Annotated in this window: 14 protein-coding genes and 1 other annotated feature; of the genes, 6 read left to right on the top strand and 8 right to left on the bottom strand. The window is 67.0% G+C overall.

All coding sequences use genetic code 11. The features are described 5' to 3' along the window. Positions 1 to 131 precede the first annotated feature (131 nt). The 3 genes from DYE07_RS07925 to DYE07_RS07915 all read right to left on the bottom strand — a co-directional run bounded on the left by DYE07_RS07925 (position 132) and on the right by DYE07_RS07915 (position 3,083). On the bottom strand, positions 132 to 938 hold the full coding sequence (locus DYE07_RS07925; RefSeq protein WP_074046303.1) for a hypothetical protein: 807 nt from the start codon (positions 936 to 938) through the stop codon (positions 132 to 134). Positions 939 to 1,800: 862 nt separating this feature from the next. Further along, positions 1,801 to 2,517, bottom strand: a complete 717-nt coding sequence (locus DYE07_RS07920; protein WP_115297117.1) for an anti-sigma factor — start codon at positions 2,515 to 2,517, stop codon at positions 1,801 to 1,803. Further along, the gene (locus tag DYE07_RS07915) at positions 2,514 to 3,083 is read right to left on the bottom strand and encodes a sigma-70 family RNA polymerase sigma factor (protein WP_083607348.1); all 570 of its coding nucleotides are present in this window, start codon (positions 3,081 to 3,083) and stop codon (positions 2,514 to 2,516) included. The genes DYE07_RS07920 and DYE07_RS07915 overlap by 4 nt, the downstream gene beginning before the upstream one ends. Before the next feature lie 255 nt (positions 3,084 to 3,338). Here DYE07_RS07915 and DYE07_RS07910 point away from each other — a divergent pair. Both DYE07_RS07910 and DYE07_RS14505 read left to right on the top strand, forming a co-directional pair. Beyond that, a protein-coding gene (locus DYE07_RS07910) for an IS3 family transposase (protein ID WP_115297116.1) occupies positions 3,339 to 4,585 on the top strand; the annotation gives its coding sequence in 2 pieces (ribosomal slippage) (positions 3,339 to 3,618 and positions 3,618 to 4,585; 1,248 coding nt in all). Continuing rightward, positions 3,617 to 3,745, top strand: a sequence feature (AL1L pseudoknot). (Overlaps the previous gene by 129 nt.) Before the next feature lie 208 nt (positions 4,586 to 4,793). Continuing rightward, a complete protein-coding gene (locus tag DYE07_RS14505; RefSeq protein WP_144708514.1) occupies positions 4,794 to 5,063 on the top strand; it encodes a hypothetical protein in 270 nt (89 codons plus the stop codon). Between the two features lie 538 nt (positions 5,064 to 5,601). Here the strand turns inward: DYE07_RS14505 and DYE07_RS07905 are convergent. From DYE07_RS07905 to DYE07_RS07895, 3 genes are all read right to left on the bottom strand, one after another. Further along, positions 5,602 to 6,165, bottom strand: a complete 564-nt coding sequence (locus tag DYE07_RS07905; RefSeq protein ID WP_115296710.1) for a rhodanese-like domain-containing protein — start codon at positions 6,163 to 6,165, stop codon at positions 5,602 to 5,604. Between the two features lie 74 nt (positions 6,166 to 6,239). Further along, a complete protein-coding gene (locus DYE07_RS07900; RefSeq protein ID WP_115296709.1) occupies positions 6,240 to 7,028 on the bottom strand; it encodes a sulfite exporter TauE/SafE family protein in 789 nt (262 codons plus the stop codon). A 5-nt stretch (positions 7,029 to 7,033) separates the two neighbouring features. After that, positions 7,034 to 8,401, bottom strand: coding sequence for an MBL fold metallo-hydrolase (locus tag DYE07_RS07895; protein ID WP_115296708.1), 1,368 nt, complete (start codon positions 8,399 to 8,401; stop codon positions 7,034 to 7,036). A 130-nt stretch (positions 8,402 to 8,531) separates the two neighbouring features. On the opposite strand from DYE07_RS07895, the gene DYE07_RS07890 reads away from it, so the two are divergent. Next, a complete protein-coding gene (locus DYE07_RS07890; RefSeq protein ID WP_006943555.1) occupies positions 8,532 to 8,795 on the top strand; it encodes a metal-sensitive transcriptional regulator in 264 nt (87 codons plus the stop codon). A 187-nt stretch (positions 8,796 to 8,982) separates the two neighbouring features. Here DYE07_RS07890 and DYE07_RS07885 read toward each other — a convergent pair whose 3' ends face one another. Further along, entirely contained in the window at positions 8,983 to 9,672 is a 690-nt protein-coding gene (locus DYE07_RS07885) for an aspartate/glutamate racemase family protein (protein WP_202775040.1), read from the bottom strand. Positions 9,673 to 9,966: 294 nt separating this feature from the next. Between DYE07_RS07885 and pdxY the strand changes: the two genes are divergently transcribed. Together pdxY and DYE07_RS07875 are read left to right on the top strand one after the other, a co-directional pair. Next, positions 9,967 to 10,815, top strand: a complete 849-nt coding sequence (pdxY, locus tag DYE07_RS07880; protein WP_006943528.1) for a pyridoxal kinase PdxY — start codon at positions 9,967 to 9,969, stop codon at positions 10,813 to 10,815. 385 nt (positions 10,816 to 11,200) lie between these two features. Next, a complete protein-coding gene (locus DYE07_RS07875) occupies positions 11,201 to 12,442 on the top strand; it encodes an ATP-binding protein (RefSeq protein WP_062256106.1) in 1,242 nt (413 codons plus the stop codon). 39 nt (positions 12,443 to 12,481) lie between these two features. On the opposite strand, the gene DYE07_RS07870 is transcribed toward DYE07_RS07875, so the two are convergent. After that, positions 12,482 to 13,126 (bottom strand): TIGR03085 family metal-binding protein, encoded by a 645-nt coding sequence (locus DYE07_RS07870; RefSeq protein WP_147286903.1) that lies wholly within the window; start codon positions 13,124 to 13,126, stop codon positions 12,482 to 12,484. 102 nt (positions 13,127 to 13,228) lie between these two features. On the opposite strand from DYE07_RS07870, the gene DYE07_RS14720 reads away from it, so the two are divergent. After that, positions 13,229 to 13,366 carry a hypothetical protein gene (locus DYE07_RS14720; protein WP_156444882.1) on the top strand — a complete coding sequence of 46 codons (138 nt, stop codon included), beginning with the start codon at positions 13,229 to 13,231 and terminating at the stop codon, positions 13,364 to 13,366. Positions 13,367 to 13,483: the final 117 nt, after the last annotated feature.

The raw sequence follows: 13,483 nt of genomic DNA, 5'->3' as shown, positions 1-13,483 counted from the left end.
CTGTACTGATGTGAACGCCCCCACCACATGGCGCCGATGCCCAGGAGCACGAGCAGCCCGCACGCCACCACGGTGATGAGGTGGCGGCGGGCCGATCGTGGAGGGTACGTCATGGAAGCGAACTCAGACGCTCACGCGTTGTGTGCGCTGCGGTTGTGGCGTCGGCGCGCCAGGCCGGCACCCGCGAAGCCGACAGCGCCCGCCGCGACAAGACCAGCGCCGGTGGTGGTGGCCCAACCGGAGGTGGGGTTGTGCTGACCGATTCCGGTCTGCACACCACCGGAGGGCATCTGGTTCATCTGGCTCTTGGTCAACACACCGCAGGTTGCCGGGTCGGTGGCTTCTTCGGGCAGGCTCGGGTCGAGGTCGGACTTGCCGGGCCCGTCGTACTTGCCGTTCTTGTTGTAGTCGATCCCGTGCTGCACGATGACGGCGCTGCCGTCCTTGACCGCTTGCAGCGACTTCGCATCCAGCGTGATGGTGCGTTCGTAGGTGTCATCACCTGCGGGGAACCGCTCGACGGCCAGAGCTGATTTCGCGCTCGTGTCACCGCTGGTCGTCAAAGACACCATCGGCATGCCGTAGTTCTTCATGGCGTCCTTGACCAGCAGATGGCCGTTGACGCCTGTGCCCGTGGCGTTCGGGCTCGGGCACGTGCCCGTGCCACCGACATGGATGTGCTGCGCATGCGGAGCGCCCGCAGCCAGCCCATGGCTGGTGATCTTCAGCTTCAGCTGGTCACCATGCAGACTTCCCCAGACGGTGGACCAGGCGCCACTGTGGTTCAGCTCGGTCAGCTTCGCCTGGAACGTCCACGTGGGCGCGTTGTGCGCGGGCGTCGCCGCGCCGGCGGCTGCAGCACCTGCGAGGGGGGCGGCAGCGAGTGTCGTCGCGGCCAGCACGCCCGCGGTGGATGCGATCGTTCGCAAAGTCGTCATGATCGGTTCCTTTCAGCTGTGCCCGACCCGGCGGACAGGGGCCGCCGTGAAGGTCGAACTATGGAGTGTTCGGAGCCTGCCGCGTCCTGGATGGGGCATACCCAAAAAATTCTCGGGAAGGCCCCACATCGACGGGCCAACACCCACGTCATCAACTCGTCCGGATGCGCGGGTCAATGCGCTGCGGCGCCAGCGTTGACGCGCGCCGAGCGACCCCGCAGACACCAGGACCACCATCGCTGGCCCGCATGCCCGCACAAAATCTCCCGGCTACGGCGGCCGAGGTCTCGACTCGTGCGGCCCAGCCCTTGCGCTGACCAGAGCGCGGCCGCGGCAAAGCTCACTGGGGGCGGGCGCGGTCCGTCACATCCTTGTCGCCTCGACAGGCAGGCAGAGCGAGCTGGCCTCCGAACGGCGCGCCGAGGCGGAGACATTCGCACGATGCGCGCCGGGCCTCGGCACCGCACTCACCACACCCAAGGAACCTGCGCGAGTGGAGACGACGGTCGCCCGATGCATTCGTCGGATCAGCATCAATCGAGCGTGCAGCGCTGGCGGTACCACGACGAACAGGTGGGTGTTCATTGACGTAAGGCGCAGCGAACTATCAGATAGTGGGCGTGCCGATCAGCACGTCACCACTGATCTCGGACGTCCTGAAGTCAGTCACGAGTAGGTGCCGGGGGGTGACAAGGTCGACGGGCCCTTCATCCTTGAGAGGTGTGCGCGCCAACCGTACGCGACAGCGAGGGCTGCCGAGGCCGACAGGAACTTTTTGCGAGCTGATTCGACACCCGGCACACGCCTCGGCGCACCCTTGGGTCAGCACGGTGAGTTCGGCTCCATCCACGTCACGATCGATTTAGTCCAAGTGCACGGTGAACAAGGCCGGAGTGGAGGGTTGCGTCGGGCGCGTCCCCGCCCTCTCCGTGGTGAAGGCCACAGCTCGCGCGGCGCCGACGTCGCCGTCGAGCATGATCGTCGTGGCTCCGCTCGTCGAAGGTAGCTGTCCCGCGTTCCGGAGCGCGCCGGAGCCGTCTGCTGACCAAGCCGTGTAGACACGCCCAGGCACCTGCGGTGGGGCTGGCACGAACCGCACCGCGGCCCGCCCGTTTCTTCGCGCGACGGTGACCACCGAACCACGGTAGATCGCCCGGGCGTGCTCCGCTTTGGGATCATCCAGGATCGCGGCGGCCGAAGGAGGCGAGGGCGATGAATGGGTGGCTTCCCACGTGCCGGCGCCTGCAGCCGCAAGCACGATTGCCGCGGCCGCCGCCAACACACCGCGCCGCCGTAGCAGGTGAGATGGGTGCCTACCAGCATCCATCGCCTCCTCAACCCGCGCAATACTGCCGTGCTGCGGCGTCGATCGGGCCATCGCGAGAACTTGCTCTCGCAGCTGCGGTGGCGCGGGCATCGCCACCATGCGACTCAGATCAGCGAGCACCTCGCGCATCGAGTCCCGCTGTTGGCGGCATGTGGAACAGGCACGCAGGTGCTTGTCGAAGCGCCGACGTTCCATCTCGTCCACCGCGTCAAGAACGTACAGTTCGAGCATCGCATGCTCATCCGAACTCATGACCCTTCCTTCCCGGCAGGTTCCAGGCAGCGTTTCAAGGCACGGACGCCATCACGTAGACGTGACTTCACCGTGCCCAAAGCAGCCCCCAGCTCGTGTGCGATCTGCGTGTGAGTCAGCCCATCCCAGTACGCCATCTCGAGCGCGTGGCGCTGCAACTGAGTCAAGCTCTGCATGCACTCGCGTACCCGGAGTCGCTCGGCGCGGGCCACGGTCTCATCCTCGGGCCCGGGAACAATTGCGCGCTCAAGGTCTTGGGCGTAGACGCCATCTCGTGCGCGCGACGCCTCATTCGAACGCACCACGTCGACAGCGCGTCGGTGAGCGATAGCGAGCAGCCAGCCCCACCCGCTCGAGCGAGAACCGTCGAAGGAGGCTGCCTTGCGCCACACCTCGAGAAAGACCTCTTGCGTTGTCTCTTGCGCCAACGCGGGATCGCGAAGCACACGTAACACCACACCGTAGACCCGAGAGACCGACAGGTCGTACAGCCTCTCGAAGCCTGCTGCCTCACCCCGTGCCACTGCCTCGAGCAACAACGAGATCGACGCGGCAGGGGCACTCATGCCATCCATTGTGGCGTCCCAGTTCGACGAATGAATCACCTTCTTGTTCGAAGTGGCAGGCCGACTGGATGGGGCGGCATCGAGCCCGGCCTAGCATGCGGGCCCGCTGGGACGACGGGCAGCGCGCTCAAGCCCCGACGTCTAGTTGGCGCAGCGTGAGGATGTTGGTTCCAAGCGCGACGGTTAGAACGTGCCACGTGGATTGAATCGCTCCGGGTCTGGTGGAGGCTCTGATCCAACGGAAGGATGCAGAGCATGCCCGCACCACGGAAGTACCCCGACGAGCTCCGCGAACGCGCCACGCGGATGACGCTGGAAGCCCGTCAAGACCCCGCCACGAGGACCGGAGCATTCCGCCGCGTAGGAGAACAGCTCGGGATCAATCCCGAGACGCTGCGCAACTGGGTCCGCCAAGCCGAGATCGACCACGGCCACCGCCCCGGAATCACGACCAGCGAAGCCGCCCGGGTGGCCGAGCTGGAGAAGGAGAACCGTGAACTACGGCGGGCGAACGCGATCCTGCGCTCGGCGTCGGCTTTCTTCGCGGCGGAGCTCGACCGCCCACAGCGCTGATCGTGGACTACATCGACGAACACAAGCACGAGTTCGGTGTCGAGCCGATCTGCGCCACGCTGTCCGCGGCAGGCACACAGATCGCACCGAGCACGTACTACGCGGCCAAGACGCGCACTCCTTCAGTGCGCAGCCTGCGCGATGAGCAGGTGCTCGTGGAAATCCGGCGGGTGCATGAGGCCAACTACGGGGTCTACGGGGCCCGGAAGGTCCACGCGCAACTGCGGAGGGAGGGCCTGCAGGTGGCCAGGTGCACGGTGGAGCGGCTCATGCGAGCCGCAGGCCTGCGCGGGATCAGCCGCGCGAAGGGACCGAGGACCACGGTCCCAGGCCGCGGCCCGGATGAGCGTCAAGACCTGGTCCAGCGAGACTTCACCGCGGCGGCTCCGAACCAGCTGTGGGTCGCTGACATCACCTACTGCCGCACTTTCAGCGGATGGGTGTACGCCGCGTTCATCATCGACGTGTTCTCCCGACGGGTGCTGGGCTGGCAGCTGTCGAAGTCGCTGCGCACGGACCTGGCCCTGGACGCGTTGGAGATGGCGTTCTGGACGCGTCAGCGCGCAGGCCAAGACGTGGCCGGGCTACGGCATCACAGCGATAAAGGAGTCCAGTACGTCGCCGTGCGATACACCCAGCGGCTGGCCGAGGCCGGCGCAGTCGCCTCAGTCGGCTCGACGGGGGACTCGTATGACAATGCCCTCGCGGAGGCGTTCAACTCGCTGTTCAAGGCGGAGCTGATCCGGAACAAGGGGCCATTCAAGTCCATCGAGGACCTGGAGATCGCGGTCGCGGAGTACATCGACTGGTTCAACCATCGTCGTGTGCACGGCGAGATCAGGCTGGTCCCTCCGGTCGAGTTCGAGGACGTCTACCATCATGAGAACCCCGTGCCGGCGCCCGCCGGGACGGCACTTACGAGCCTCTAACAAACCCGGGGCGATTCAGCTGCGACGCTACCAACACGTGTCGGCTACCACCGGCCGACACTGGGGTTTGGAGAACACCCCCACTCGCGGCGAGTGTGCATGCACACCACCCACCCCAGATGCACGCCACGGCACGGAGTTGATCGTGCACAAACCTTCGTTTGAGCCACATGATTCGCTGCCTGGCCGCCACATCTAGCCGTTCGCCATGGCTGATTGCCCAGTGCGGAGCGTCGAGCAGAGTCCGTCGTTTGAGCTGCGCCAGGAACATCCGTCGCGCACAACAACAGGAAACGGGTCCGCGGTGCAGCAAGACTCGAAAACCTACTCCTACAACGGCGCCACGTACTATCGCTACTTCGCCAAGCTTCAGGTCGCGATTCCCGCACCGGTGAATGGAACCATCACCGTGCCCCCGCTGAGCTGGGTCAGTGGCTGCACCACATCCCTCCTCGGCCAGGTGGGCGTGAATGGCTGAGGTACAGCAGTCACCATCAACGGCCAGGAGATCGTACAAGTCGGTCCTTTCCGCACAGTGTGATGGTTGCTCGAAGTTCACGTCGTCGCACCCATTCCTCCTTTGGAATTTCTTCTTCAATGCGACAGACCCTGACGTCGTTTCATGACGCCCCGCCCATTTCGGCGGGGATCTCGAGGACGGCTGCTACCTACTCGAGGGCGCTGATCATCACCTCGACGCTGTCCAGGTGGAGTTGTAGGCCGGAGACGACGGCTTGGGTGTCCTACCCCACCTGAGCGCCGCTTTCCGGGATCACTGCTCGCTTCTGGGGGTCGACGTCGGCCGCGGGCGACTTGATCCAGGCCACGCCTCGGGGCATCACATCAGCTTCAGGGCGGTGTGCTTCCATCAACGGTGCCGCGCCGCCCCCGACGGGGGCCACAGCAGTTGATGGGCGTGAGTGCCACTCGGCTCGATGATGGTGACGATGGAGTGGAACAGGGTTTCCTTCATGGATGCCCCTTCGGGGTAGTTGCGACGCGGTGCGTGGCGCGTCTCATGAGAGTTGTTTGCGAACACCGGAGACGCTCGGAGTGCCCGTGCTGCGGTTGTAAGGCAGTTTCGAGAGCATGGTGCCCATGGCGCAGGTGTTCGACAGCGCGGCGAACATCAGGCCGCCGCCCACAGCACCGGACAGCCACTTCGCCTTCGGTACGACGGTGCTGGCGAGTACGCCCGTGGCCACGAGCGAACCGGCGACGAGGCGCACCTGACGCTCCAGATCCCAGCGGGCCTGGCCGAACTCGACGTCATGACCGGCGTCGCGCCAGGCCTCGAAACCGCCGACGAGGACGCTCGTGTGCGGCACCCCGACCTTGGCCAGGGCCTGTTCGGCGCGTTCGGCGCGTGGGCCCATGCGACAGATGAGGACGGCGTCGCGGTTGATGCCGGCGCCGATCGCGGTGGCGTTCTTCTCGATCAGATCGACCGGCACGTTGATCGAACCGGGGATGCGCGCCGTGCCGTACTCAGCGGGGGTGCGCACGTCGAGCAGCAGTGTATCGCCGGCCGTGACGGCGTCAGCGAGCTCGGCGGGGGTGAGGCGGTTTGCCAGGGCCATGAGAAATCTCCTTGAGTGGTGGATCGGCGGCTGCGACCAGCGGTCGCCGGGGGATCGGGGATCGGACGCGAGGGTCACAGGAGTTGGGGCAGGGCGCGCCACGCGGTGTACGCGGCGACGCACATCAAGAAGACGGCAAACCCGAGCTGCAGCATCCTCTTCGGGATGCGCTGGGCGAGCCGGCCGCCGAGCGCGGCTCCGATGACGGCGGTGGCGGCGAACGGCACCACGACATCCCATTCTAGATCCGCGCCGTCAGCAGAGTGGAACAGCAACGAGGTGGCGCTGTTGATGACGACGACGAGCAGGGACGTGCCCACCGCATACGGCATGCAGTACCCGAGGGCCAAGGTGAGGGCGGGAACGACGGCGAACCCGCCGCCGACGCCGAAGAAGCCGGTGAGCAGGCCGACGCCGGTACCAGCCAGGGCCACCTTGACCAGGGCGAAGGTGTGCCCCCCGTTCTCGTCGCGCAACGGTCTCGGCACGCAGGCGGTGTTGTCGCGTTCGCGTCGTGCCCGCATGATCATCACCGTGGCGACGACGACGAGCAGCGCCGCGAACAGAGTGAGCAGTAGATTGCCGTCGACGCCGCGCGAGGCCCGGGTGCCGAGGTAGGCGCCGCCGATGCCGACGAGTCCGAAGAGCGCGCCCTGGCCCCACTGCACAGTGCCGGCGCGGTGGTGGCTCCACAGGCCGACGAGGGAGCTGATGCCGACGATGACGAGCGAATTCGTCGTCGCCTCGTGCGGGCTCTTGTCGAGCGCGTAGACGAGGACGGGCACCGTGAGGATGGCGCCCCCGCCGCCGAGCCCGCCGACGAGCAGGCCGACGACGATTCCGGCGACGACGGCGATGAGCATGACGCTCAGGCCTCGCTGCCGTCGACGATGGCCAGCGACGTCTCGCGGGCGTTGTCGAACGCGTCGTCGACGGCGACGACGTGACGCCCGGCGGCGTCGAGCACGGACGCCGCGATCGAGGCGCGGTACCCACCAGCGCAGTGCACCCACACCTCGCCGGCGCGCACCTCGCCGACGCGGGTGATGATCTCGTGCAGCGGCACGTTGATCGCACCGTCGATGTGGCCGCTCGCGTACTCGCTGTCGCGTCGCACGTCGAGGACGACGACGTCACGGTGGTGACGCACCTGCGCGAGGTCGGCGAACGTGGCGCGCTCGAACGAACCGAGTTCACCACTCGTCCAGTCCTGCGGTGTGCCGGTGGCGGCGGCCTGGGGGCGTTCGATGCCGATGCGCACGAGCTCACGCTGCGCCTCAGCGACCTGCTCGCGGCTGTCGCCCAAGAGGGTCAGTGGCGTGCCCCACGGGATGAGCCACCCGAGGTAGGTGGCGAACTGGCCGTCGATGCCGAAGTTGAGGGCCTGCTTGACGTGGCCCTTCGCGTACGCCTGCCGGTTGCGCAGGTCGACGACCCATTCGCCGGCCTCGAGTGCGGCGCGGATAGCATCGGCGTCAGCCGCGGCGGGCTCGCTGAGGTCGGGGGCCGTGGCGGGCGCGTCGAGGTTGGCCGGGCCCATGTGGGCGTAGTAGGCGGGCCATGCCTCGAGCCCGGCGAGAATCTGTTCGACCCAGGTCTGCTCGTCCTCCATCAAAGCGGGGTTGGTGCGCTTCTCCGCCCCGATGGTCGAGGAGTCGGCGTCCGACTGGGTCGCCGAGCAGAAGCTGCCGAATCCGTGGGTGGGCAGAACCGCGGCGTCGTCGGGCACCTCATCGGCGATGCGGTGCGCCGAGGCGTACTGGTGGTGCACCAGAGGGTCGGTGTGCTCGGGGCCGAGCAGGTCGGGGCGGCCCGTCGAGCCGAACAGCAGGGAGCCGCCGGAGAAGATGCCCACCCGCTCGTCGTGCGAATCGAGCGCGTACGACAGGTGCGTGAACGTGTGTCCGGGGGTCGCCATGACGGTGACCGCAAGCGCGGGCGAGACCGTGATGACGTCACCGTCGTCCACTCCGACGCGTTCGAAACGCACCGGGTCGGCCACGTTGACGTGGTACGCGGCGCCCGTCGCGTCGGCCAGCGCGCGGCCGCCGGTGACGTAGTCGTTGTGAATGTGCGTCTCGAACACATGAGTGATCCGCACCCCTTCACGCTCGGCGAGATCGATGACGCGGTCGATGTCACGCTGCGGGTCGACGACGAGAGCGACCTCACCGTCGTGGGCCAGGTAGGAACGATCGCCGAGCGTCTTCGTGTCGATGGGGATGATCGTGGCCATGGCGTTCTCCTCGTGCGTACTGGGCTGGAAATATACCCCCGGGGGTATCTGTCGCCACCGTACTCGCATACCCCCGGGGGTATCAAGTAGGGTGGGGGCTTCATCGCAGTTCGAGTGGAAAGGCATCGGTGTGGAACTCTCTGCCGACGACATGGCTCCGGTGGTCAACCGGCTCAAGCGCGCCCAGGGTCAGCTGGGGGGTGTCATCCGCCTCATCGAAGAGGGCGGCGATTGCCAGAGCGTCGTCACCCAGCTCGCGGCGACAAGTCGCGCTCTCGATCGCGCCGGTTTCGCGATCCTCTCCTCGGGCCTGCAGCAATGCCTGGCGACGAAGGGCAGTGTCGAGGGCGAGGACGCGAAGACGTTGGAGAAGCTGTTCCTGACCCTGTCCTGAAGCGCCTACCGCTAGGCGTAGCTCAAACGAAGGGTTCTGCACCACCGAGGCGAGCAGGTGGCTCAACCCACCGTTTCTGCTAGAGCAGCGGTCAGGTGCCAGAACGAGATGTTGAGGTGTAGCTCAACGAATCTGTGAGCACGACCATCCGGCTCACAAATCCGACGCTGGCGCTCCCCGCTACGAGCTACTGCCGGGCAGCGAGGTACTCCACTGCGGGACGTGGTGAGCTGAAGACAGGGGTGGGCAGGTCGGTGAGCAACGCTTCCGCCGGGGCCATGCTGGCTTGAGCCAAGATGACGACATCTGCGGTCGTCGCCGCGGCCCGGGCGGTTCGTGCGATGCATTCGACGTATCCCACCTGGTCCCCGGCTTCGAACATGTCCCAGGCGCCCTTCGCCACGATCGACGTGGTCTCAACTTCGTGATCTGCCGCGCTGGCTTCTTCTTCAAGCAGCGCCAGCGTGGGCGCGAGAGTGGAGTCAAGGGCTGCGATGACGGCGATTCTGCGCCCGGCCTGGAGGGCGCGGGCAGCCATGGGCCGGTCCACTCTGAAGACCGGCACTCCCGGTTCCCTCTGCTCAGCAACGCTCCCAAGGGTTGAGCACGTGCAACAGATCAGCTCTACGCCCCGATCTTTCAGGCTGCGCAGCTGAGACTCGACGCGGTCAGCGACCGACTGTGGACCATTCACGCGGGCATCAGTGAGAAGGGACTCGTCGACCACGTGCACGGGGTGCGCTTCGGGGGCGACCTCGCTCAGAAGGTTGTCGAAAGTCAGAACGTGGACTGGCGACGTGTGCAAGAAGCCGATGCGCGACATGTGTGCATTCTTCATCGCGTGGCGCACATCGGACTTGGCGATCTCAGCACCCACGGAGGGGCGGTGGCTGAAACGAAGGATTCTGCACCACCGAGGCGAGCAGACGTCCTGCGGCTGCATGGTAATCGTGAACCATCTCATCGTCCTTGAAAGCTCAGACACCAGGGCGGATGGTCACAATGTGCATGCTCTGCAGGTCGTCCAAGCGCACCCAGCTTCGCGGTGCACCTCCCTGCGTCACGATGAGGTGAGAAGGAGTCCCACATCTGCGATTTTCGTCCGCATTCGTCCCGCGGCAAGCACGGTGCGGCGACTCGGTGCTGACGGCGGCGTCGCTACTCTGTCGGGGTGAACATCCTCTCCATCCAGTCGTCGGTGGCCTATGGCCACGCCGGTAACTCGTCGGCCGTGTTTCCGCTGCAGCGCCTCGGGCACGAGGTGTGGCCCGTGTTCACCGTGCACTTCTCCAACCACACGGGCTACGGCGAGTGGCGCGGGCCGGTCTTCGATCCGGAGACGGTGCGCGACGTCATCACCGGCATCGAGGAGCGCGGCGTGCTGCCGCGCTGTGACGCCGTCCTGTCCGGCTACCAGGGCGCCCCGACGATGGGGGAGGTCATCGTCGACGCCGTCGCGCGCGTCAAGGCCGCCAACCCCGACGCGCTGTACTGCGCCGACCCCGTCATGGGCGACGTCGGCCGCGGTTTTTACGTGCGCGAGGGCATCCCGGAATTCATGCGGGACGTCGTCGTGCCCGCCGCGGACGTGCTGACGCCCAACCAGTTCGAGTTGGAGTTCCTCGTCGGGCGCACCGTCTCGACGGTGACCGACCTGCTCGACGCCGCCGACGCCCTGCGCGCTCGCGGCCCGAAGGTCGTGCTCGTCACCTCGGTGCAGACGGACGAGACACCCGCCGACTCGGTGCAGATGGCCGTCGTCAGTGACGAGGGGGCGTGGATCGTCACGACCCCGCTGCTACCCATGTACGTCGCCGGTTCGGGTGACGCGACAGCCGCGATCTTCGTGGCGCGCCTCATGACGTCGAGCCCCGCCGAGGCGCTCGCCGCGACGGCGTCGTCGATCTTCGCGGTGATGGAGCGCACTCACGACGCCGGTTCGCGCGAGATCCTGCTCGTCGACGCCCAGGAGGCCATCGCCTCGCCGCCGATGCAGTTCGCGGTGACGCAGCTGCGCTGAGGCCCCCTGGCCGCCCGAACGACACGGAGTGCCCGTCTTCACGAAGGAGGCGGGCACTCGTGCGTGAGGTGGACGCTCAGCCGCCGAGGAAGGCAATGAGCTTGATGATCTCCTCGGCCAGGCTCAGGCCGGACTTGATGAGTTTTTTCGTTGCTGGTCCCGCCAATGTCTTGCATGATTCTCCCCCAGGTTCGTCAAGGGGTGGGGCACCGATACCTCTGTGTTCCGGACGCCTTCGACACTTTCGAACGATGGTCCGTCTCTGCAGTCTCAACCTGGTGACATGAATCGCATGTCGCTCGGCAGAACCTGGTGAAACGTTGGGGGATGGTGCCGCGGCGTGTCCATCTGCCGTGAACGGTAGAAAGCCCAATACCGTGGGCGCATGGATCCGATCCGCAATCCGTACGCGCCCGGTGCCGGCCAGCGTCCGCCCGAGCTCGCCGGGCGCGACGAACAGATCAGCACGTTCGACGTCGTCGTCGCCCGCATCGCGAAGGGTCGACCCGAACGTTCGATCGTCCTCATCGGCCTGCGCGGCGTCGGCAAGACGGTGCTGCTCAACACCCTCCGGTCGGGCGCAGTGCGCGCGCACTGGGGCACCGGCAAGTTCGAAGCACGCCCCGATCAGCGCCTGCGCCGACCTCTGGCGTCAGCGCTGCACACGGCCGTGCGCGAACTTGGCCACCCGCAGGACGACGACGTCGACCACGTCCTCGGCGTCATCAAGAGCTTCGCGCAGCGCGACGTCGACCCCAAGGCCAAGCTCCGTGATCGCTGGAACCCGGGCATCGACGCCCCCGCCGTTCCAGGCCGTGCGGATTCGGGTGACATCGAGATCGACCTCGTCGAGCTGCTGACGGACGTCGGCGGCCTCGCGGCGGACGTCGGCAAGGGCGTCGCCATCTTCATCGACGAGATGCAGGATCTCGACCCCGAGGACGTGTCGGCGCTGTGCGCGGCGTGCCACGAGATGTCGCAGAGTTCGCTGCCCGTCATCGTCGTCGGTGCCGGCCTGCCGCATCTTCCGGCGGTGCTGTCGGCGCAGAAGTCGTATTCGGAGCGGCTGTTCCGATACGCGCGCATCGATCGTCTGCCTAGGGATGCCGCGTTCAAGGCGCTGCAGGGCCCCGCGCAGGACGAGGACGCCGAGTTCGCCGACGACGCCCTCGAGGCGATGTACGCCGCGACGGGCGGCTACCCCTACTTCATCCAGGCGTACGGCGCGACGGTGTGGGATCTCGCGCCCGGCTCGCCGATCACCGTGGAGGACGTGGCGGTCGCCGTCCCCGAGGCCGAGGCCGAGCTCGGTGTCGGGTTCTTCGGCTCACGCTACGAGCGCGCGACGCCCGGTGAGCGCGAGTACCTGCGAGCGATGGCGGACGCCGCGCAGCGTGTCGCCGACGCCGCAGCCGCCGACGAGTCGGGGGAGACGCCGGGGCTCGACGACATCGAATCGGTGCCGACGTCTCTCGTCGCCGAGGTGCTCGGGCGCAAGCCCCAATCACTCTCTCCCGCGAGGGATTCACTCATGAAGAAGGGGCTCGTGTACTCCGGCGAACGCGGACGGATCGCCTTCACCGTGCCGCACTTCGGCCGCTACCTGCGTACCGTGACGGCGGACTGAGCGGCAGCGCGGCGGCTGCGACGTCGCCCGCGCCGCACGTCACATCCCGAGCTTGGTCTTCGAGAACGCCGCGACGGCCGCATCAGGGCCTTCGACCCTGACGCCCGAGCGCTCGCAGCGACCGCTGAGGTGCATCATGAGGTCGACGGGCGAGCCGGCGAGCACCACGGCGCCCGCGTCGGTCGGTTTCTTCAGTTCGACGTCGCCGCGCTGCGGGGCGCGCAGCGTCACGCCGACGGGCGAGGAGCGCACGAGCAGCTTGCCCATCGTGGTCAGCGATGACCACACGGCGTCCTCGGTGCCCTCGGGCAGCGGCGGCAGCGTCGCCTGCACGTCGGTGGGCTGTGCGCGCCGGACATCTTCGGCGTGCGTCGCGTACTCGACGAGGTTGACGCGCTCATTGATGGCCGGCACCTGCATCGGACTCAATTTGCCCGGCCCGCTGCGCACCTCGTCGACGAGGGTTGCGTAGGGCTTCTTCGAGCGCGCGTCCTGCACCTTCTCGGTGTGACCGGCGAAGGCGGGGATGAAGATACCGGGCATCGCGTCCGGGCGGCGATCACGGATGACGAGGTGGGCGGCGAGGTCGCGCGCGGTCCATCCCTCGCACAGGGTCGGCGCGTCGGGGCTGACGGCGGCGAGCAGGTCGGCGACGTGGTGGCGCAGGGCGGGAGCAAGAGTCATGCGTCCACCCTTCCACGGATGAGCATCCCCCGGCAGCACCCATCGGAAGGGGTGAGTGACGTTCGTGTACGCGCGGTGGCGCGCGCCACCCACTCTGGGCGGGTGACGACGGCGAAGATCTGGGCGGGGATAGCCATCCACGCCACCATGCTGCTCGGCGAACTGATCCTGCTGTACGTCTTCGCGACGTCGGCCGTCAACGTCACTTCGACGCGCACGTCCTCGTGCACTCGGCGCTGAGCTTCTTCTACAACGCGATCGTGCTGGCGGTCGGCCTTCGGATCATCACGGTCGGCTGACGGCGTTTCACGTGAAACATCGACGCTGACGGCGGTGCGCCCCGAGCCGGCGGCGCGG

This window comes from Dermacoccus nishinomiyaensis, from assembly GCF_900447535.1.
Taxonomy (GTDB): domain Bacteria; phylum Actinomycetota; class Actinomycetes; order Actinomycetales; family Dermatophilaceae; genus Dermacoccus; species Dermacoccus nishinomiyaensis.
Note: the sequence above shows the minus strand (reverse complement) of the source record. Positions and strands in the feature narration are given on the sequence as shown.